This is a genomic window from Paenibacillus melissococcoides, from assembly GCA_944800085.1.
Classification (GTDB): domain Bacteria; phylum Bacillota; class Bacilli; order Paenibacillales; family Paenibacillaceae; genus Paenibacillus_B; species Paenibacillus_B melissococcoides.
Genome location: CALYLO010000010.1, coordinates 16,010 through 37,834, shown reverse-complemented (window position 1 = coordinate 37,834; position 21,825 = coordinate 16,010). Strand labels below are relative to the sequence as shown.

General features: G+C 41.6%; 16 protein-coding genes. 1 reads left to right on the top strand and 15 read right to left on the bottom strand.

What is annotated here, in order from left to right; all coding sequences use genetic code 11:
* Window positions 1-318: 318 nt before the first annotated feature.
* The 12 genes from OCY70_RS28415 to OCY70_RS28360 form a co-directional block, all read right to left on the bottom strand.
* Entirely contained in the window at window positions 319-3,021 is a 2,703-nt protein-coding gene (locus tag OCY70_RS28415) for a hypothetical protein (protein ID WP_261945469.1), read from the bottom strand.
* A gap of 10 nt (window positions 3,022-3,031) precedes the next feature.
* Window positions 3,032-5,554 (bottom strand): ATP-binding protein, encoded by a 2,523-nt coding sequence (locus tag OCY70_RS28410; RefSeq protein ID WP_261945470.1) that lies wholly within the window; start codon window positions 5,552-5,554, stop codon window positions 3,032-3,034.
* 1 nt (window position 5,555) lies between these two features.
* Complete coding sequence (locus OCY70_RS28405) at window positions 5,556-6,188, bottom strand: TcpE family conjugal transfer membrane protein (protein ID WP_261945471.1); 633 nt, start codon at window positions 6,186-6,188, stop codon at window positions 5,556-5,558.
* On the bottom strand, window positions 6,189-6,488 hold the full coding sequence (locus OCY70_RS28400; protein WP_261945472.1) for a TcpD family membrane protein: 300 nt from the start codon (window positions 6,486-6,488) through the stop codon (window positions 6,189-6,191).
* Between the two features lie 15 nt (window positions 6,489-6,503).
* Window positions 6,504-7,121: a metal-dependent hydrolase gene (locus OCY70_RS28395; RefSeq protein WP_261945473.1), complete on the bottom strand. Its 618-nt coding sequence runs from the start codon at window positions 7,119-7,121 to the stop codon at window positions 6,504-6,506.
* A 27-nt stretch (window positions 7,122-7,148) separates the two neighbouring features.
* Window positions 7,149-7,976: a conjugal transfer protein gene (locus OCY70_RS28390; protein ID WP_261945474.1), complete on the bottom strand. Its 828-nt coding sequence runs from the start codon at window positions 7,974-7,976 to the stop codon at window positions 7,149-7,151.
* Window positions 7,977-7,989: 13 nt separating this feature from the next.
* Complete coding sequence (locus tag OCY70_RS28385) at window positions 7,990-9,120, bottom strand: M23 family metallopeptidase (RefSeq protein WP_261945475.1); 1,131 nt, start codon at window positions 9,118-9,120, stop codon at window positions 7,990-7,992.
* Window positions 9,121-9,444 (bottom strand): hypothetical protein, encoded by a 324-nt coding sequence (locus OCY70_RS28380; RefSeq protein ID WP_261945476.1) that lies wholly within the window; start codon window positions 9,442-9,444, stop codon window positions 9,121-9,123.
* A 442-nt stretch (window positions 9,445-9,886) separates the two neighbouring features.
* Window positions 9,887-11,608, bottom strand: a complete 1,722-nt coding sequence (locus tag OCY70_RS28375) for a hypothetical protein (protein WP_261945477.1) — start codon at window positions 11,606-11,608, stop codon at window positions 9,887-9,889.
* 1,837 nt (window positions 11,609-13,445) lie between these two features.
* Complete coding sequence (locus OCY70_RS28370; RefSeq protein ID WP_261945478.1) at window positions 13,446-13,673, bottom strand: hypothetical protein; 228 nt, start codon at window positions 13,671-13,673, stop codon at window positions 13,446-13,448.
* 30 nt (window positions 13,674-13,703) lie between these two features.
* Entirely contained in the window at window positions 13,704-14,084 is a 381-nt protein-coding gene (locus OCY70_RS28365; RefSeq protein WP_261945479.1) for a hypothetical protein, read from the bottom strand.
* Window positions 14,085-14,469: 385 nt separating this feature from the next.
* Window positions 14,470-15,573 (bottom strand): tyrosine-type recombinase/integrase, encoded by a 1,104-nt coding sequence (locus OCY70_RS28360; protein WP_261945480.1) that lies wholly within the window; start codon window positions 15,571-15,573, stop codon window positions 14,470-14,472.
* A 224-nt stretch (window positions 15,574-15,797) separates the two neighbouring features.
* On the opposite strand from OCY70_RS28360, the gene OCY70_RS28355 reads away from it, so the two are divergent.
* Window positions 15,798-17,039, top strand: coding sequence for a DNA polymerase IV (locus tag OCY70_RS28355; protein ID WP_261945481.1), 1,242 nt, complete (start codon window positions 15,798-15,800; stop codon window positions 17,037-17,039).
* A 1,085-nt stretch (window positions 17,040-18,124) separates the two neighbouring features.
* On the opposite strand, the gene OCY70_RS28350 is transcribed toward OCY70_RS28355, so the two are convergent.
* From OCY70_RS28350 to OCY70_RS28340, 3 genes are read right to left on the bottom strand one after another with little or no spacing between them, the layout of a single operon-like run.
* On the bottom strand, window positions 18,125-18,886 hold the full coding sequence (locus OCY70_RS28350) for a replication-relaxation family protein (RefSeq protein WP_261945482.1): 762 nt from the start codon (window positions 18,884-18,886) through the stop codon (window positions 18,125-18,127).
* Window positions 18,887-18,897: 11 nt separating this feature from the next.
* Entirely contained in the window at window positions 18,898-21,486 is a 2,589-nt protein-coding gene (locus tag OCY70_RS28345; protein WP_261948826.1) for a helicase HerA domain-containing protein, read from the bottom strand.
* 8 nt (window positions 21,487-21,494) lie between these two features.
* Window positions 21,495-21,824 carry a hypothetical protein gene (locus OCY70_RS28340; protein WP_261945484.1) on the bottom strand — a complete coding sequence of 110 codons (330 nt, stop codon included), beginning with the start codon at window positions 21,822-21,824 and terminating at the stop codon, window positions 21,495-21,497.
* Window position 21,825 lies beyond the last annotated feature (1 nt).

The following is a 21,825-nucleotide window of genomic DNA, read 5'->3' as shown; positions in this document are numbered from 1 at the left end:
GAGGTTCGAGCTTCCACTTTCCCTTCCCCTATTAGCGGAATGGATGACAATAAAGTAATGAGGCACAGCAGTTGAATAAACCCTTTACATATTGTTTTCATCTTAATTTCTCCGTTCTTTATACTCATGCTTTCTCCTCCTCAAAATTATTTAAGGTGCCTATCTCGGTATGGATTAAGACAGGTTTTAAATCATCTGAATGGCCCAATATGCTTATCCCTCCCTGATTAAAATAGGACTATATAGCCAGCTTAGTTAAGTGTCACTTAACTAAAAGGCATTAAGAAAAAAGGTACCGCGAAGATACCTTTTTTCGATTTAATGATTTTTTCTACGAAATACAAGGGATGCGTCTTGAGTCCCTGTTTTCGTGGATTTCTCAGTTCCCCTTGAATTTCCCTTCACACGGTCATTACGAAAGGCTTTAGGTGTAGCCTCGCCCTCATTCCGCTTATCATTACCTCTAACCTTTTTCTGTTCTTGTCTAGGGGAACTTGTCTTAGCAAAATCCTCTTTATTTCTATTTGTAACTGAAACTTGTTCTGGTTGCTCTGTAACAACGGTTCTTTCAGGTTTCGCTTGTTTGGAAGCAGCTGCTGGAACAGGATTCGGTGGTTGAACCGTTCTGACTTCAGGTTTTGTTGAATGGTGAGCTGACGTGTTTCCTTCTTTAACTCGATCCACTTTTCTATTTTTTGTATCCACTGGAACAGGATTCGGTGGTTGAACCGTTCTGACTTCAGGCTTTGTCGTTACCACCGATTGGCGAACTGCCGTGCTTCCTTCTTTAACTCGATCCACTTTTCTAGGTTGTTCTGGCTCTTTAGACGTCCTAGCAGGGGATTCAGATGAAGCAGTTTCAGATGCAGATGGTACCTTGCCGTTAACCGATTGTGAAGCCTTGCCGGTATCTTGTTCTTTTGATGTATTAGATGGGGATGGATGTTTAATGGTGTTACCATCACCACTATTTGTTACCTTCGGTGTTTCTTTCACTCGATCAGCGTTCTTCTCACCTGCAGTTCGAACAGCCGGTGTTACCTGTTCACTTGTAGCAGCTGCCTCACGTTTTCCTTGCGCTGCGCTTTCTGCTGGCTTTTGTTTCAATCGGTCTGAACCCAGACCTTCTCTTTTAGAAGGAGGAGTGACCTTATCTACTTTGTCAGGAACTGTTGTATCCTTAGTTCTACGTGTATTTTCCCCTTTTTTGTCTGCAGCAGCCTGATTTTTAGTCGGATTGACTTTATCTCGCTCAAGCTGCTCTGTGTTCACCTTCGGCTCTGATCCATTCTCCTTTGAGGCATCTTCTTGAGATTTCAGCTTAGGTTCACTCTCATTAGGAGCATCATTATTTCGAACCCTGTCCGAATGCTTAGAGTTTTCAACTTCTTTATGATCCTTATCTACTGATTTTACGCGATCCGATTTTTTTGCCTTTTCTTTTGAAGAAGTAGGTTGAGATCCAGATTCCGTACTCTCCCCTTGTTTACTGCTCTCATTCGCTTTTTCACTAGAAGTGTCACCGTTCACGCGGTCAGATGAGGATCTATCCGATGTTTTGGATCCTCGTCCTTTTGTTCGATCAGTATTTCTTCCACCTTTTCGTTTAGAACCACGTCTTTGCTGCTTTTCATCGTCCTCGTCGCCCTCATCATCTTCATCGTATCCCTCATCATCGTTCCTATCTCTTCGTTTTCTTCTCCGTCGGCGCGCACTATCTACATACCTCACTCCTTTGTTCAGTGGAGCAAGCATTGGATGTGTGAAACGCTTGAGAAAGAAATAAAACAAAACGATAGACAACAAAAATACAATAGCAACTAAAAACATTTGCCCGTAGTTTCCAATCATCTGCTCCAAGGCATCTGCAGAAACAATCGCATTAACGATAACTAATGTAAGAGCGAGATACATCCCTACCGCTAGCTTCGATATTAATGCGGTCGCAAGCATCTTCCCCCATGTCATTAAAGTAGAAGGAAATTCTCGTGGTATGATTGATAGGGGCAAAACAACGATCGAACCTACAAGTATACCTAAAAAATAAAAGAATAACGCTAGCAGAATAAGACCAAAAAATATAAAGAATATAAAAGACAATAAGCCCGGAAATAGAATAAAAAGTACAATTTCAAGTCGTCCCATACTGCTATATGCAGCTTCAAACTCATCTTCATGGTTATCCTCGAAGACTCCCATAATTTTGTCTCGTTCTTTTGAATCCTTATCATGCTTTAGTATTAGATCTATCCATTTTTGACCGGCACTAGCACCTGTTCCCTCTATTTTTGCATTTATTGCGTCTGCATCTGCAGCAGTCAAAGTTAATTTTGCATTTGCTATCTGCCCACGAGCAAATGGATCTTGGACTAGCATGTTCCAGGCTAACGTGTATATGCTTACCTGTTTTTGATCTGCAGCATCATCTTGACCGTTCGCTTTATTTGTAATTTTATTGAATGTTTGCATGGTGTAATCGTCTAAAGCATTTATAGCTTCAACAGTTTTGATAATTACCCCGTTTCCCATTCCGGTAAATATATAGATAGTTACAAATACTATCAAAAAACTGATGAATCGCTTTCCTGTTTTTGCGAAATTGCCCTTAATGTAATCTTTGACCAATAGCAACAAAATAATGATCGATATGATTGGCCAATATGCTTTTAGAAAAACGACTATGCCATAATTGACAACATCACTTAAATTTTCTATCAACGGATATAAAAACGTAGGGTTCCGGCCCCAGTCTAAGATCATTAGACCTGTACGAATGATCATGACTATGGTAAAGAATAAAAAATTCGCAATGTTATAGATAGGATTTATATTCCCGGTAAATCCATCTGCATTCCAGCCGTAATGCGATAGCGGAGGCGAATCAAAGTCTTTAATTGGAGGAAAGATACCCCCTGATTCAGTAGGTGCTGATGGCGCTGCAGATACGGTCGGAGCTACAAGAAATCCAGCTATTATAAGTAGCAATAATACAGAAACCCAACCTATACTGAATTTTTTCATAATAGTCTCCTCATGCTGGTGTGGACGTACAGTGCTTCAGCAAGAGCGGATCTAAAATTTCAATCTGAACTTCTCCAATTCGCCCTTCCGGATCACGGACAAGCCCTTTCCCATTTTTATACTCTTCACTGAATGTTTCCATCCAATCGTTTGGTTCCTCATCCGGCATATCCATTAAATTATGTAGGGCATATCGAACTTGAACTTTTGACTCCATTCTGAGCATGAATTTCCAACCAAACAGGCCTGTGACGTCATCCGAATCCTTTTCGTCTGCATTGATGTCTGTTGGGTTTTGTGACGCCATCATAACAACCATCTTTTCAGATCGTGATAGACGCAGCGCTTCGTTATAAACCTGTTTTCCACGGTCAAACATGTTCAGGTACCAAAACTCTTCCCAAGCGAGTCCTTTCAGCGTCCCTTCAGGAAGACCAGAGAGAAAACGTATTGCTAACGTAGCAACTGCATACATCATGGCTACAGATATCCGTTCATTTTCACTCCAATCATTTTTCCCCAAACCTCTTCCTGGGAGAGAGAGTCCACGCGTAATAGCACAAACGAATCTCTTATGTGCAAATATATCTTTACCTTCATCTCGCCCAAAAATCATCCGGGCTATTGGATGATTCGGTAAACTCTGTAGTTTTCTAAAAATAAAATCTGCATGTTCACGTAGACTTACATCCTCCTCCGTCGTTCGAAATTCATCGAGGACTTCTGCAAACGTAAACATATCCCATCTATCGCGTCGTTGTACTTCATTAATTGCTTCCTGCAACACCAAATTCCGTTCTTCTTGCCCTTTTGGGTTTAGGATCAACTCCAGCATTCCAAAGGCAGCTTCGTAGCATTCTTCAATACTTCTCCCCAAACGGAAAGGGCTGAACAATGTTGAACTATTTGGGGTGAAGGAAATTAAAGTGCTGATAGGTTTTACAAATGGATGTTCACAAAAGAACGCCCAGTCACCTTTAGGATCATTTGCAAAGCAATAAGCTTGCCATAAAAGCAGATTGTACGTCAGAAATTTTAATAAAACGGTTTTCCCAGAACCTAGCGTCCCACAGATTAATATTGCCCCTGAACGATTTAAAACCGTCATAGGTCGTGCAGGATCCATAAAAATAGGTCTTCCAGGCAATAGTTTCCCAAGTAAAATGCCTATCGGATCACCAAGTGTTCGAACTCCAAAAGGTACTGCAGCAGCTATCACACCAGGATCCATAGGAAGTTCCCAATTGTCGGGTAACAGATCCTTAAAAGGATAAAATGACTGGAACATCTTGAGCATACTAAGAGTTGGATTAACCAGGACATGATCGAATTCCTCAGCCCTTGGCTTAAATTCATTTACTCGTTTTTCTAATTGTTCCGTTGATTCTGCACCTATTGCAAAGACTGTAGTGACATAGGCTAATGACTGTTGCTTAGTACGGAATTTTTGTCGAAGACTATCATAATCTTCAAGGTTATCTAATAACTCGTCCGGAACTTCTGATTGGCCGAACATAGCATCATCAGTTTCAGTACCTTTCAATTCGCGAACTTGGGACTTAGCAATTTTATTTTTTCTGCTTGCTTTTTCACGGGCTTCAATATAAGGTTCGAATCTTACTTTCATGGAGACATCAATAGGAAAGTCGAATTGTTCAAGCACACCGTAAAGCCACTCATGTCCAATTGGGTAAGTGGCCAGAATATCAGTTGGTGCATTTAATGTAGTGAAAAAGGTTTGATATGAAACCGAACTATCTGGATGAATGATTTCTAAGTGATTACGCCCTTCCTGGATGATCCCTTCAGTAAGAGTCAATAATGTATTCCGGATTGGCCGTATTGAGCGGCGGCCACCTTTGGATTGAACTTGCACCGGGAATGGATAGGGTATTTTCAACTCAGGATCATCAATCCCTCGGTAATATCCCTTTTTCAACCACCATTCAACCTCATTAATCGATGCTGGCCTTATACCAGGGAAGGAAGATTCTAAATGTTTTACTAAGGTTTCTGCTTGTTCTTCGTGCTCACTTAATTCCGATTCTAGTAGTTGGATCTCTTCCCGTGCCAATCTGCTTTTTACATCTACTACACCCTGTATCATTCGCTGGAATAGTTCTTTTGTCAGCATCCGAATCATGTCACTAAATTGTGTAGTCGAGAATTGAGTTTGATTGCTCTTATAGTATTCACGTTTTTTTAAGGGAAAAGCCATAAAGTTAACACGTTCAAAGGAGCGAATCTGCGTTAGCTGTTGTACTGAATATTGAATTTGTTCATTCCAACCTTCATGTTCTGAAAACTCCCGCATTTCCCGACTTATTTGTCGAGCTGATAACTGCCGACAAAGCAAGTTAAAATGAATTTCATCGGCTCTCCGATTTAATGCATACTCCAAATCATTGATAATGCTCGTTTTCTTAACCGATGATAAAAATGAATAATGTATATTAGGTATGATATATAAAGCGTAAGGATTTCCATGTATGTCATAGACTCGATTTCCTTCAAAGAAACTCACGGGCATCATATCAGTTGATCCCTCCTTCAGACGTCCCACTATGACGCCGGCGCAGAACAAGTGTCTCTTGCCTCCGTGGTTCTATCTTTCTTTTGCTTACTTGATAGATTCCAGGACTTGTTTTTGAACCGGTTAACCGAAATATAGCCCGTCCTCTTCGTACTTTCACATTTGCAGCAACACGCAATTCGAATTCATCCGGTTCTCCACTAGCAGGAAACTGACCACATTTCTTTTGATCATATAGGGACACTCGAACCGGTTGGACGTTCCCTTGATAGATCTTAGAATCTCTTTTGCTCCATCCATCACTAAATTTGCTTCTAAATACAAATTTAATTAAATCAAGGCCGAACAATACAATGCTTCGGCCCGCAGGTTCGAATTTACGAGAAAACCAGCCTATTAGTACCGCTGTAATAAGAGCGTAAATCCATAATTCAATAGAGTCTTGCCCACCGCTTAAAAGCCCAATGATAGGAGCAATCAGATATCGGCATAATGGGAGAGTTAATAGAGTAACAACAGCCATGTCAAATGTAATACTCACGCCTTGAGGCAAGCGAATTCGCTTATCGCCTGCCCCAATGGATGAAATTTCGAATTTGACCTTGAACATTCGGATATACGTTTTGTAATGCATTTAAACGCCGGAACCTCCTCCTGTTCCTTTACCTCCACTTGAATTCGGAAGAATTTTTAGAACTTCGTTCCCGATGTTTTTCAATGTTTCAGGCCCAAGCATCAGTGCAAGAAGTACAAGACCGATTGCCAAGTTAATAAACAATTGCGGATAATTCCCTTGGCCAAAAAGCTTGACGCATTTTACAATCAAAATAATGATGAATAAAGCTAACAAGCCTCTAACAACGAGGGTGAAAATTGCATCAACAAGGGCAATACCTGTGATGGGATAATCTGCAGCAATAAGCTCCGAATTCATACGATTTATCTCTCCTTAGAATTTGATCCATCCGATAATGGATGTAGGTACTAACGACAAGATTTTATTCCACATGATGTTCAACCAATCTCCACCAGGGAGGTAAGCAACATACCGAATACACAGATGGAAAGTGAAAAACATAAGTAACATATGTAATACCCTATCGATGATACTCTGCAATATAGAATGGTTATCACTACTTATGGCTAAGAAACCAGGCACTAAGCGGATCCTCCAAGGAAGTGGCCAAAACAACTCTACGCCTTCCTCGTTGAACATATCCAGAAAGATGTGAGAAAAATAGGCTGTAAAGAAGCATACACTTAGTATCCAAGGGAGATTAATGCTAGAAACCCACATTAATCCTCCCAAAACAAGAAGAGCCATTAATGAATGCATTTGAGCTCGATGTCGGAAACCAAGTATATTCAAACCATGTGAAGCGATCTGCAATGGAAACGTTCTGGAGATTGTAGAGCTCCGGTGATCTAAATCAGGAAGAAGCGCTAATATCCCCGAACCAATTACAGCTGCAACTGTAATTCCCCATGAAGGTTTACCGTTTGAGTTCGATAAAATAATTGCCTCTGCCAATACGATACCGGCAGCTGAATGAATTTTGCCTCGCACATCATCCCCCCGTTTGATCTACAACAATTAATAGAACGTTTTTACAAAATATTTTTTATCCTTCTCAATTACTTCCAAACTAACCCGATCAATCAGTTGTGTCCCTAATAGCTTATCTTTCACCGAAACCTTCACCTCAACGAAATAAGAACCACCTTCTAAGCTGCTGACAAATACCTCTTTAACCGCAGGTGCCTCCAGATTCTTTGAATAAAAGCTTTTAGGCTCAGTACCTTCGAGCAAATAGTTTTCAATTCCATGCTGTGATTCTTTATACAACAATGGAACAACTGCTCTAACCAATGGCGAAATTGACTCACGGACAGTATTCAACTGATCATCCATTTTTCTCAATTTCGTTTCTCCCACATTCTGTTCCCATACCTTTGGCCAGCCTAAAACCGTATATCCTTTATAAGGATCTTCTTCATTCACGGCCATCCGAACTGAAACCAAAAACTTTCGTGGAATCCACTCAGTAACTTGTTTTTTCGTCTGAGGATCAAGCCCCTTTTTCTGAGCAAGAGCCCACGCGTCCACCTCAATGACCATTTGATCTGAGACATCCCAATATGGCTGTCTCGCTCGGACAGAAGATACTGTCTGTTTAGACTCCTTAGTAGAAGCCATCAGTTTTGTTACTCCTGGAGCTAGCCGCATAATTTCTGCCTCACGCTGCTCCAATTGATCGTCTGCAGTCAAATACAATCTTGTGAACTGTTCTGCAGCTACCTGAGCTTTCGTCCAATCGGGGGCTATTGGCTGCGAGTTAAACCATCCGAATACGACATTAAGTCCGCCAATAGCAGCAAGTCCAATTAGCACATACAAAAAAATTGACGTTGCTTTTCTCAATCCCTTACTCCTTTCACTTTTTTTTCAATAACTGAAGTGGGTCAATCAATTTCCCCTCTTTTTCTACTTGAAAATGCAAATGATTACCTGTGCTTCTTCCCGTGCTACCTACCTGGACGACAGCTTCTCCTCGCGTAACTTTACTGTCTTCCTTTACTAGAATCCCATTCGCCATCACATGCATATAAATCAAATCATAGTGTTCCGTTTTGATTTTGATATAATTTCCTCGGCCACCATTCCAACCATATTTCGCCTCCACAACAGTACCGGATTCTGCGGCGACTGCCTTCGTACCCATTGGAGCCGGTATATCTATTCCTTTATGAAAAGCTTCTTTCTTTCCTGTAATAGGATCTGTACGTGAGCCAAAATACGAACTCAGATAATAATGATCCGGTAACGGCCATTGTAATAAAGCCCCATCATCAACCACTATTACATCATGACTTCCTGAATTATTCGGAGTACCAGGGACGTATGAAGGGTTATCAATTTTACCAAAAGCAAATAAAAACTCCTTTTCATCCTCGCTAACACTTAAACCGGATGCTTTCAGTGCCTGATCAAGTAATTTATGATCTTCGCTAATTTCCTTCCGATCAAAGCGCCCCTTAGTATCATAATAAAGTGAAACTCGGCCAATATATGTGGTCAATGAACTCACAACCGCCTTGGTTTTCATCTCTACTACTTTTTTTCCATTCGCTATAGTCTCTTCTTCATACGACATGATCGTAATCTCTACATTCTTAGGTTCAAGCAAAGAAGCAACCTGCAGAATATCCTCTTCCGTTTTTACAATGTCAGACATCTCATATATTGCAAATAAAACAGAAGAAGGTAATCCCACATGAAGTTCATTAAGCAATTCTTTCATCTCAGAATTCAATCCTGTCTGCAGGTGTCCAGAACCATCTTTCCATCTAACTGCCGTCATCCAATTATTCGCTATCGTTGCAAAAGGTATTGAAGACTCACCACCCCAAGTCAGTAAATCCCCAATATACTCAGTAGCATCCTCATAAGCACCCTTAATGGAACCAGCCATACCAGCAATAGCCTGGAACAATGCCATAAAAATAAGAAAAATAAAAAGTAGTTTCAAACCAAGGATCGATATAGAGATTTTGAGGGCTTTCACTTACTCACCCCTCCCTGCCTCCTTTTTCATTTGCTCAGTTATATAATTCGACAGCTGTGATTTCATAAAGTTGATCCCCATATTCAGTTGTCTCTCTAAATCCTTCCGTAACAATGGAGTTGGTGGCAAACCATCCATCACCCGGTCTAATCCACTCATCACCAAATGGAATAATGCCTTTCTTTCCAACGCCATATTTAACAGTTCCAAATGCTGCTCCGTTACTTCACGTCGTTCCCCAGTCAGCCAATCTTCATAGCTTCTGGAAATAGTAATTGACGTCGAGTCACCATAATCCTTCGGCTTTCTCTTCCTCTCAGTCACAATAAATCGCTCCCTTCGACAAAAATATCATATGTGTATATGACCACAGAAACAATGTAATTGCCCCCACTATTTACATCATATGTCAAAACGATAAGGTTTTTTGATAATTTTTCAGTCTTGTATAGTTCCGGAGATGCAATCTCCGGAATAAGCAATGTGTAGGGAGTCCTGGACGAAGGACAGACGACCGAAACATTGCAACGCGAGCACGAATCCAAATGTAAGGTGGAGGCACGAAGTGCAGCCACGATTCGTCATTTGGTGAGGTACTAATACGAGTAGTATTAGTGCGAGCAAGTAAGGCGCATAAGCCATGTCCATCTAGGGAAGACACTCCCCTGCAGACCCACAGAGAGCCCCATATAAGTAGACACTAAAAGAGATACATAAGTAGATAGCCACCTAAATGTAAAACAAGGAGGTATCCAAATCTAAGTCATCACCCAGGGTCACCACCCCCCCTAGAGCCTCCCAAATTAGATATTGATATCGGCGGGGCCCAAAAAGAAGCTGCGACCTCCAAAAATCCTGAAGCAACAGCATCTATCGTCATTTTTTTAGGGGCGCGTTGTGTTAATTTCGACTGCAATTTTTTTCGTTTTTCAAATTTTGTAATTTTGGCGACTCCAAACGTCAGTTTCCATGTACACGAGAATCTTGTAATCATTCCAAGCTCTCTAAAATGAGCAAGAACGTAATAATACGCACGTTCCCCTAGCTTCAAGGTTTTCTGGATGCCTTCTTTACCCATTCTAGTCAAATAACCTGATTTAGCAGTTCTGTATGATTTTGAGAGTAGCTTTAAAAATTGACGCAGACGTACTCCCCCCATTCGCTTTGCGACATGAAGGAAAACCAGGGGTACTTTATAGCCTCTTTTACGGTCAAATATGATATAGCCATCCTCATTCGTACTGAGCCCTAATAAGCTCAAGATTCGCGTATATTTTTGTTTAGTGCTACGTGGTAGCGTCTGCAGACTTTGTTTCCCCCTAAATACGCCTGCAAGAGACATTTCGAAGTATGTCATAATATCCTGTAATGGCCACTTCTGCTCGAACAAGATGCCTATATGATCTGCATACACCATGAAATCGGTTACTTTTTCTTTTGCTTCTGCAATGTCCTCCATCTGCCGTTTAAAAGGGCATGCTGAACAGAGTGACTCTACATCGATATCACTTTGTGCCAGGTATGAACACACTTTTTGACATGAAAATAACGTTTCCCGACGCTCAATTGAACGCAATGGGCGTTCAATTTCTTTTCTATTCATTCTTCCCTGGAATCGACTTGCTGCAGAAGCCACATCTTCACTGGAATAATCTGAAGAAGCCTGAGCTGCAATCCCCATTGAAACTAACACTTGATTCCGGATCCCAACGTGGATCTTTTCCGGATTAGCCATGAAATAATCAACACAGCTTCTTCTGGCCAGCTTGAATTCCTCTTTCTCCTTATCTGCCACAATAGACTCACTGTCGCACGCCCATACGAAAGAAGTCCACTCTGGGGCTTCTATACACGGCATCCAAAATCTCTGTAGATCCACCGGTTTTCTAGTCAGTCCTTTTACATTATGTAAAACATGGCCAAGCTGATTATATGTAATAGGCACCACGTATCCACTCGAGTGCCTAGAGTTGAACGTACGTATGACACGCTGAGGGCTATAATGGGCCATATCAATGCTTTTGAGATCAAGTTTTTTAACCAAATGCCTTGTGATATTTTGGTTCCTGCGACACAGTTGGTCTGCAGCGCCAACACAAGAATAGATGTTCGGATTTACCGCCATGTATATAGAACCGGCAGGGGTGACCCAAATGATTATATCCTTGGGATCAATACCAAACCCACATAGGTATTCGTGTACCTCAAACGCCTCAATTAGTCGGGTATCATGGTTTTTTTCAAATTCAATCATCCATGGGATCCGTACACGTTCTCCCTCGGCCAATTTTGAAGTACGTTCATCGTAACTTCCTGCAGGAGAGGAGTATGAAGCAATAGACATAAACGAGGTAGCAAAAGGGTTATTTCGAACGTACCCAAGGCCGTTAAAGCCCAGACGTTCAAAATACGAGTTTATTTGCACTGATGAACGGAACTCATGATAACAAAATAAGCCGTTAAACCATGTATCTCGTAATGTTTTCATCACTTCTTCCTCCCTTCTACAAGTCTAAAAAAGGCAATAAGAAAGTAAGCCCCCTACATTCATTTTCCAAAAAAATGGTAAGGAACGCCGTTTCTTATTCGGTTATTTATGTAATTACGTGGGGGTTAGCCTCACGTAAAACACTCTCAAAATAACATTTGGATTTTACTTTTTTTCCAGTTAAAAACCCAAAAGAAACCAAATGTAAAAAACCCAAAACTCCAAATGTAAAAAACTCAATTCATGATGGTACAACCAATAATTCAAACACACGTTAAGTGCCACTAAACCCTTATGTATCAAGGATATTGCAAACTTAATCCAAATGTATTTTCATGGTAAATACAAATGGTGAGTCGGCACTTTTCAAATGTAATATCACTGATATTCCAAATGTAAAACAAAAAAAATCCAAATGTATATTTACGATAAATCCAAATGTAAAACTAGAAATTATAAACAAAAAGCCCTAGCTTCAGATGGCGAAAACTAGGGCTTTACTACTAATATATAGCGTATTAGCAATATAAAAGCCCCAGTCTCGGAAAACGAAACTAGGGCTCCACGTAATTTATATTAAATCTTCCATATCATTTTAGATAATAGGGTGTTGCACAAACAGATACCTATTGCTAAAATGGGCTTAGATATTAAATCTAAACCAAGAAGAAATAGTTCTTTCGTGTAGTATCCTGTTTCACCGAGGCTCATCGGGAAGCAGCAGGGAGCGCCAACTCCATTACTGCTCGAAACGGACTATTTTTTATTTGCTTCTAGCATATCAGATGTATGAGTAGATGAAAAGATATTATTTTCGTCCGCTCTACTATTTTAGATCATACTCGACCCTATAAGTCGCCATATTTCAACTCTTTATACCTTCGGATATTTCACTTATCGTGCATTCCTCTGCAGCTGGACATTCCCGATCGCTCTAAACGCCTTCAATTCCTCGCCATCGAGCACGATTTCCCTTTCACACGCACGCAGTTCGTTCCTAACACCCCTTTCGAAAAAATTCTACCTATACAGGGCTCCTTATACACTCTCTACTTCGAACACCAGACTTTCTAGTTTCTATCCGGATCATAGCCGGCTGCTCCTGGATTCATTTTCTGTGCATTCCCCTGCAGCTGTTCATTCCCGATCGCTTTCAAATCCTGCCCCTCGAGCACACTTTTCCTTCTATTCCACGGCAGCCGAAGATGCAACAGAAGCAATAAGAGCCGCAGGGATTTCTTTGCGACTCTTATTGCTTCTGTTTTCTAACCCTAAACTGTACGATGTAAAATAACTCCTCTGGTAGGGAATAATCTTCATTAATATTACTATGAACTCTGAGTATCCATTAAAATTTGTACTTAAATGCAGTATGCTTAATTTCGCTTTCTTCCTGACGAGATGTAGAAAACAACTCCAGTAAGTAGACCAAAGGGAACGACTACCAGTAGAAAAATCAAAATTAATTTAAAAGGATATTTAATAAAGAATTCGAGAACGCTCAAATTCTCTTTTGTTGTTTCATGATTTAGTAAAGCTATTGTAATAATCAAGCTGGCCACATGGAGAGCCACTACTTTATGATTTGATAAATACTCTTTTAACACGCCATCAAATCCTTTTTTAAAATTATGTACGGTGTCCAGGGATTGGTACCACCACTTCCTCCTTATCCTATTATCACTTTATTTAAAGCAGCTGAATTTGATCTACTTCGATCCCCATATTCACCTTCCCCTTTAGGAATGCTTGCATTGGTTGATGATTTTCATATATGTCTCTGCAGACGTCTTGATAATTTGTGTTGGCCGGAAGTCCTTCTTAACAACTCCGTTATTTAATACGATACCTGATCAAATCGTTCCTTTAACATCGAGTAAGCAGCCACTCTATCTTCATAACGAGCAATAAGCTCTTTCTTTTTCTCATTTGTTAAATTCATGGCTTGCGATTCGGAAATTTCTTTTATTGTTCTTTGAAAACTTTCGATAGATTCATCGAGAGACATCTGGAGAATAACAACTTCATTAAGGGTTAAATCTCCTGTCCATACAGTTTCTCGCATGTAATACACTCCCCCTATTCATTTTGTAGCCTAAAGCATCGTCGCCATTGACCACACATAGGACTTGTTGAAGCTAGTTTCAAATACATGAGGTTGCTGCTCATGATCGACACGGCAAGATAAAATTTTTATATAAGTGTCTACAACATCAAAGACAATCGCTATATGTTCCGATTTGTTCCCATGATGGTCATCTGAGAACGAACGATATACAGCTGCTTTATAAACACCGCCAAGATCCATTTCTGTAAAGGCCTTTACTTTCTCCAAGAACTCTGGATGTCCGTTTGTAATTCTGGAAAGCTCCTCAAAGTTGATCGTCCAACCAGTCCTCCCTGACTTTCCACTCAGAACTCCTTTTACATTCTCTTTGGAAGCATACCATTCGCCTGTAATGCTGTTCTTCGTCATACTATTGCTCCTTCTCCGTTTAGAACGGAATTATTCAATTTGTATCTTTTTGAAAGCGACCAATTAATACAGAGACAATTAGGCCGATCGCAATTGTGGGAACGAGTGCCCAAAGTGCATTAGTGTACCCATAATTTACTCTAATGAAAACCAGTATTATCACTTGCATCATCACGATGATTTTCATTAATCGAGGAGAATTTCGCATAATTTTGACCCCTGGTTATTCATTATTTAATAAGTTCCTGTAACTCAATTCCTCCCACATGAAGATGTTTTCCAGAAGCTTTAGAGAAATATAGAAAAACCACTACCACGTCGTATATGACCCAATATGAATAGGAAATGACCCTACCATAGGGCTATTTTTTATCGGTAAATTGAGTTACACATCATCGTGATTGTCCAGTAACCCACCGTATCTACTTTTTTCAGGTTTCCTTGTATAAGTAGAAATATACCGCTCGTTACGATGCCCGAGTTCTTCCTGCAAAGAAAATTGATTCCCCTGTGTACGCCTAGATAGATCAAATGCATATGTGTGACGTAAGCTATGTGGATGCAGTGGAGAAATCTTACGTTCCGGATCATTTTGCTCTGCATCGTGCCATTCCCCAATTTTTTGGAGAATACGATTTATACTTCGCACATGCATCCTACCGCCAGGTTTTCGCTCAGGTATAGATAATGCGGTTAGAAAGAGTGCTTTACTGCTCTCATCTGTGTCACTGCTACGTTCAAATTCAATGTAATCGGCCAACGCTTTTCGAAGGTCTGAACTTAGACTCTTATTAACAAGTGTCCTTCCTTTACCCTGAACATTTAATAATCTAGCCTTTCTTGCCTTTCGAAGCTGGGCCGGTTCATTTGGTTCTAATTGATCCAAATTTATATTAACGATCATCTCCCTTCTTATACCGGTATCTAATAACATAAACACAATGGCCCGATCTCGCTTCGGCCTTGCGTTCTTTTTCAATGGTGCCTGCTTACCTTTCCATCTTCGACCCTTCAGCTGGTGAAACCGTTCCAATCGATCACAAATATTGAGTAACGAAATAATCTGATCATCATTTAGCGCCCTGGCTTCTGGAGCCGGCAACTTCAGGTCTTTGACTCCCTTAGTCGGATCTTCAGGCAACAAATGAGGGGCCTTCCCCTTTACCCAACCTATAAACTTAGACAAATGCGCCTTATGGTTATTTGCCGTCGATGCATCAAATGGATGGGGGGCATCCGGATCATCTGGATATAAATAATCTATCCAGGCTTCGACATCGCGCTTTGTTATTGCAGAGACTCGATCATGGCCATATCTCTCCCGATAGAAATCAAGAAATCGCTGCAGCTGTAGCTCAATCTTTTTTTCAATATCACGATCCCTTACGCCAATGATCTCTTCCTGCATAAATCGCTCCTTCCAAAAAATTAGCGAGTCATCTGCCACGTTCGGCAGCTTAACCACCTTCTGTGACGTGTTTTGTTCCACTTCCTATTTCCTCCAATCACGCATAACGCCAATACTATCAACAAATCAATATTTTTCCATAAATCCATTATAGCACATTCACGTCACAGAAGGAACATTCCGTGACGTGATTTAAAAAGACAACAGATCCCACCATGTTTACACAAAGTTTTCCATTGTATAGAAAACAAACGTTCCCTTATAATATACAGGAACGTTTGTTCCTATTTTTGCGAGGTGATCTGATGAAACAACGAGAACGTATAATCATGCTCATTGACATGCAGAGTTTTTATGCCAGCGTAGAAAAGGCCCAGCGGCCAGAATATAAGGAGAAACCACTTATTGTAGCAGGAGATCCTGCTCGTCGTTCTGGCATCGTATTGGCAGCATGCCCAATAGCAAAAAGCTTCGGCATCTCTACAGCGGATCGGTTATGGGAAGCTTTGCAAAAGTGTCCAGATGTAATAGTGGCCTCCCCTCGGATGCAGCTCTATATTGATGTTTCTTTACAGATCACCGAAATTCTCGAATCATATACAGACTTGGTTGAACCGTACAGTATTGATGAATTATTTATCGACGTGACCCATAGCCTACATTTGTTTAATATGACAGCTGAAGAGCTAGCAAGAGACATTCAACATCAAATACTTCTTCAAACGGGCGTGTGGGCACGAGCTGGTATCGCTCAAAACAAAATCCTTGCAAAAGTTTGTTGCGATATCATTTCAAAAAAAAATAAATCTGGCATTTTTACATTAAAAAAAGAGGAATTAATAAAACATATTTGGCCCCATCCAGTTGAGCATATGTGGTCTATTGGAACACAAATGAAGCAACATCTCAATCGAATGGGGATCCGAACTATTGGGGATCTCGCCAATACACCATTATCCCGGCTCATTAAACGATGGGGAGTAAATGGGCAGGTCATATGGCAAGTAGCCAATGGAATTGACTCCTCTCCAGTCACTCCCGAGACTCACAACAATCAAAAAGTAATTAGTAACGGTATGACTCTTCCCCGAGATTACGCAGCCGCGTGGGAGATCGAAGTTGTGATACTCGATCTCGTGAATCAAGTCTGCAGAAGATGCCGGCAAAAAAATGTCCGTGCTTCTGTGCTCACAGTAAGTTGTACAGGAGCCGACTGGAACCATCCTACAGGCTTCAATCGGCAAACTAAGCTTCCTGAGTCTTCAAATATAACCACAGACATCTATTTAGAAGCCAAAAAGCTGTTCCACCGTTATTGGAATGGTCAACCGATTCGTAGAATCGGCATAGGTCTATCGTGCCTTGAATCTGATTCTTTTTATCAGCTTACTTTATTCGATGATCAAGAAAAAAAAAGGAAGGTCGATCAAGTGATGGATCTTATAAGGGATAAATTCGGGGAAACAGCGATTGTTAGGGCCAGTTCTTTTACTTCGGCAGGTCAGAGTAAAGATAGATCATTAAAAATTGGGGGGCACTATAAATAATCCCTTTTCCCCACTTAGCACGCCTGCTGTCCGGCATCGAGCGCAGCTGAAGGCTAGCTGCTATTCGTCCCTACAATTCCAGGAGTCACAGCGAACCCATTCGCTTCCCGAAAATCGACAGGTTCGTATTTCCGGCCCTTCCTCGTCGGGCGCCGTTCTTCAATTCTTGCTGCTCATTGCCGGCACAGCGTGGCAGTTCGTCAGCTGATCAGACAACTCTGGTTCTTTCGCATCGATTAGATGCAGCGATCGATGCTGTAGGTACAGCGTGGCAGCTCGCTCAGCTGCTCAGGCAATCCTGGTTCTTTCGCATCGATTAGATGCAGCGATCGATGCTGCAGGTACAGCGTGGCAGCTCTCGCTCAGCTGCTCAGGCAATCCTGGTTCTTTCGCATCGATTAGATGCAGCGATCGATGCTACAGGTACAGCGTGGCAGCTCTCGCTCAGCTGCTCAGACAATCCTGGTTCTTTCGCATTGATTAGATGCAGCGATCGATGCTGCAGGTGCAGCGTGGCAGCTCGCTCAGCTGCTCAGGCAATCCTGGTTCTTTCGCATCGATTAGATGCAGCGATCGATGCTGCAGGTGCAGCGTGGCAGCTCGCTCAGCTGCTCAGGCAATCCTGGTTCTTTCGCATCGATTAGATGCAGCGATCGATGCTGCAGGTGCAGCGTGGCAGCTCGCTCAGCTGCTCAGACAATCCTAGTTCTTTTGCATCGATTCGATGGAGCAATTGATGCTTCCAGCATGCTTGGCTGCCCTACTTAGGCTCGCACTTTTCCGGATTGGCTGCCGCCGGCTCACCGGCATCGAGCACCGCTGAAGACCAGCTGCTCTTCGTTCCTACAATACCAGGAGTCACAGCGAACCCGTTCGCTTCCCCAAAATCGACAGTTCCGTATTTCCCCGGCCCTTCCTCGCCGGGCGCCGTTCTTCTACTATCCCCTACCGTTCATTGCCGGCGCAGGCCAAGCTGCCTGCCGGCTGACTCCTTTGGCCACGCTGCAGGTTCGCTCCCGGATAGCCCAATCCTAATGTGTGAGACAGAGGCTACCGTCGCCTGCAGAGCAAAAAAAGAGAACGTTTTAGAACGTTCTCAACTTTTGGTATAAGCTTAATTCTTCTCCAGCTACAAAAAAATGCGAATCAGGAACAACATCACCATCAAAATTACTTACACTTGCTCTCCAATTCCGTTCCAGGTACTGCTTTCTTTGCTCCGTGACAGTAACCCATAGTACAGGTGTCCGATAACCTGTGCTCGAGGTAAAGTCAATGTAACGCATAAATTTCTGCTCCAATTTTCTAGGGCCGACAGTTGCATTATCATACTCAACAAAATATTCATGTTCATTCTCAATTCGAATCTTAGCATCTGGACGCAAAATCTTACTTCTCTCAACATTTCCTAACTGTAAAGTTAAGAGATCTGCTAATTCGAACTCTGTATACCATTCAAGCTTTTCTCGACCAAAGAACTCAATAGCTTCTAGCAGGATATTGTTTATACCCATATAGTGGCTCTGCTGATACGGACTCAGTCCACGGGTTGTACCCATATGCTGTTGACGCATTTGGTTGACATGATACATTGCCCGTGGCCCAAGATAGTATACAATTTGGTCATTCCACTTTTTTTGATGCACAGTGCGAAGCCACTTTGTTTCATCTTCTCCCCTTTTTTTTAAGTCCTTTCGAAATAAGTATATCTGCTTTTTGGTTTTCTGATAGCTCCATCCTGTAACCGCTTGAAGATGACGAATTTGTACCATTCCTAAATCATATATCAGATTCAACAATTGCTCGGTTTGCTTTAATGTCGGGTGATCCACCCACTGAAATATCATAATTACTTCCCCTATTCCCATCGGCTACGGCTTTGAGCTGGAGCCGGCAAATCTTCTGAATTAGATGCTGAAGCACGTCGCAGTTTAATTGGAGCATTAGTAGATTTCTCTGACTTTGTATTGTTAACGGAATGGCTGCCAGCTTTCTCTTCTCTCCATTCTGGCATAATTCCTGTCTTAATATAAGATTGAATGACTTGATCCACTTTTTCAACTGGTACTCCATCTCTGGCCATCAACTCTTCACCCTTCTGAAGACCAAAATCAAAAGCTTCCTTCATCTGCTTATCATCCTTATAATCGGCCCATTTCCCTCCGTGACCAGGACGATATACAAATGGCGGGCGAGCAGTAACTGTAGTTGTGGTTGTATATTTTTGACCATCGACTTCAGATGAGGTATACACCGCAATCTGCCGCTCAGGGAGCTCCTGAAGAAACTTCTTATCAAAATGGCCATTCACCATGCCTGACATCATACCGGCTGCAGTTGGCCCTAGTTTCGCAGTGAAGATATTCCCAATGATGTCCATAGCCTTGATAAGATTCGGATTAAGTTGTTCAAGATTTTGGGTGGATATTCCCTGTGAAAGACCAAATTTCCGATCCTCTGCAATGATTTTCTCCGTGACTGGAAACTGTGTGCGATGGGCCTCATCTTCAATAATAAGGTGAGGCTTAGATCCAGTACCGCGAGTCTGGGCAATTCTATGATACTCGTTTTTTGTAAATCCTACTGTTAGTTTCAAGGCTTGTTCGGATATGCCTTTGAGATCAAAGAGGCATATATGGCCTTCGTCCATCCAACGACGAATGTCTAACCCCAGTCCTGGATACCCGAACATCCTTCTCATATTCACATTGGTTGTAAAAGGATCTAGGCGGTTAAGCAACGGGCTTATAGCCTGCCCAAGATTCTTGGAAAGAACCTCGAATTGACTCATCCAAAAATCTCGAATCAGATGATCCTTTATCATCGGTAAAATTCTCCCTAGAATCTTTGTATTCGTTAGCAATGGGATGATTCCTAATACGGTATTTTGTTGTGTATTGTCTGAGAGCAAGGTAATAAGAGCGTTCCGTAAAATACGTTCCATCTGTGGTGCAACACTAAAATCGTTTGTAAGTAAGTCCACGACTTCTTCTGTCATTTCATATATCGAATGTTCATTACGCTTGTACATCAAGTTTAATGGCAGCACAAAATTTGGATTGCTAAAATTAAAGTAGTGAACCTTACTCCAATCCACTTTCTTACCCATCTCTTCATCATAAAACCGTAATCGATTTAAAATCGTAGCAATTGTTTCTTGAGCGGGGTCAAATAGTGTAACCCCTATCGATTTATCTGGATTGATTATAAAATCTTGTAATACTGAATCCAAGATTTCAAGCAACATAGAGGATTTTCCGCCTCCAGATTTACCCGTCAGCACAAAGTGCCGCGTAAACTGCTCCGGGGGTATCTTTACCTCTCGATTTTTTTCTAGGGGGTGTTCCATTGTTCCAATCGAGATCCCTTGCGAGAGTTCTTCTTTCTGAAGTAAGCGTTGTCCCTTTTTTAGATGCGGGATAAATTGATAAATTCTATGCCCTCCCTGCGGTAGTCGGAACAAGTGGGCTACTTCCTCCCCCGTCATGATGATACCTTTTGACTTGGGTATTGGAGCAAAGGTAAACATCTGTCTTTCAATTTTCTTATCTGGCTGAAGATGAAGTCCATTGTCTAATGCATATGCCTGGCGAACAACCGCAGCAGCTGTTTGGGCAATAGAATTGGCATACGGTGCCTTTACCATAACCCTAACAATAACACTAAATACAGACTCACGGCCTGTATAACGCGATTGAAGGGTCTTTATTCGTCCTTTCTCATCAGCATCGACTTCTATCTTTGAGATCCCTTTAGTAGCCTGTTTGGGAGTATATTTTTGACCCATGAAAGCAGCTTTCCATGCCTTCGCATCAGTTAAGGATATTTCGTTATTTATGACTGGTCTATCATTACGTTTAAGACTTTTCTTCACGACTTTTCGGAGCTCGTGGTGCGACTCTGGAGAAAATAACACCTCCAGAAATGCTTCACTATCAGCTGCACCAGCTTCTAAGCAACTCAGAATGTCTTCAAGGTCTGTCTTCTCTCCATATTGCTGCAGCGCATATCCAGATTCTTCTCCTTGCCTCTGCAGAACAAACTGACCTCCATAAACTCCACCGAAATCCTGTGACCAACATAAAGGAATTTCGTCGGACTGCAATTCCTTAATTTCAATATCCGGATAAGTATTCATTAATGCACGATGAACACCCGTTTTTCGATCTTCAGGATAGCCTAAGTAGAATTCCAACTTACCCTGTTCACTTTTATGGATCCAATATCGAAACCACTCTCTACCTTGCCTTCTTCGCTCCCCGTTCGTTCGTCGAAGCTCGTTAAAGATATGGATTAGCTTCATGATAGAATCTTTATCGCCCCGTATATTCTCGTGCGGGATAATTCGTAAATAGCGGTATGAAATGCGATATTCACGATTTACTTTTTGCTGGTGTAACACTGAATACGTAGTCAAACCGGCAACTCCAAGTACAATTGCACCCAAGTACATACTCACCATAAGCACCCCTCTTGTGGCAGAGTATCCAATGCTATTAAGCTTGCACGAATCTCATTTTTATTTGATTGTTCATTTTTAGTAATCGCTTGAATGATGTATCTGATTTTTTCTTCGTCAGAGCATGATAAATTTGAAAGCTGGGGACATCGAAGTTCCAAAAATGATACTACCTGTTTGGTAGAACAATGAATATCTTCAGAGGGACGTCTTCCCGATCCAGATTGAATGTAATAAAGCCCGGCTTTTTTAAACCATTCTGATTCATCCTCACCATTAATGGCATCCAGGATTACATGATCTTCATCTGTATTCAACTCAATCATG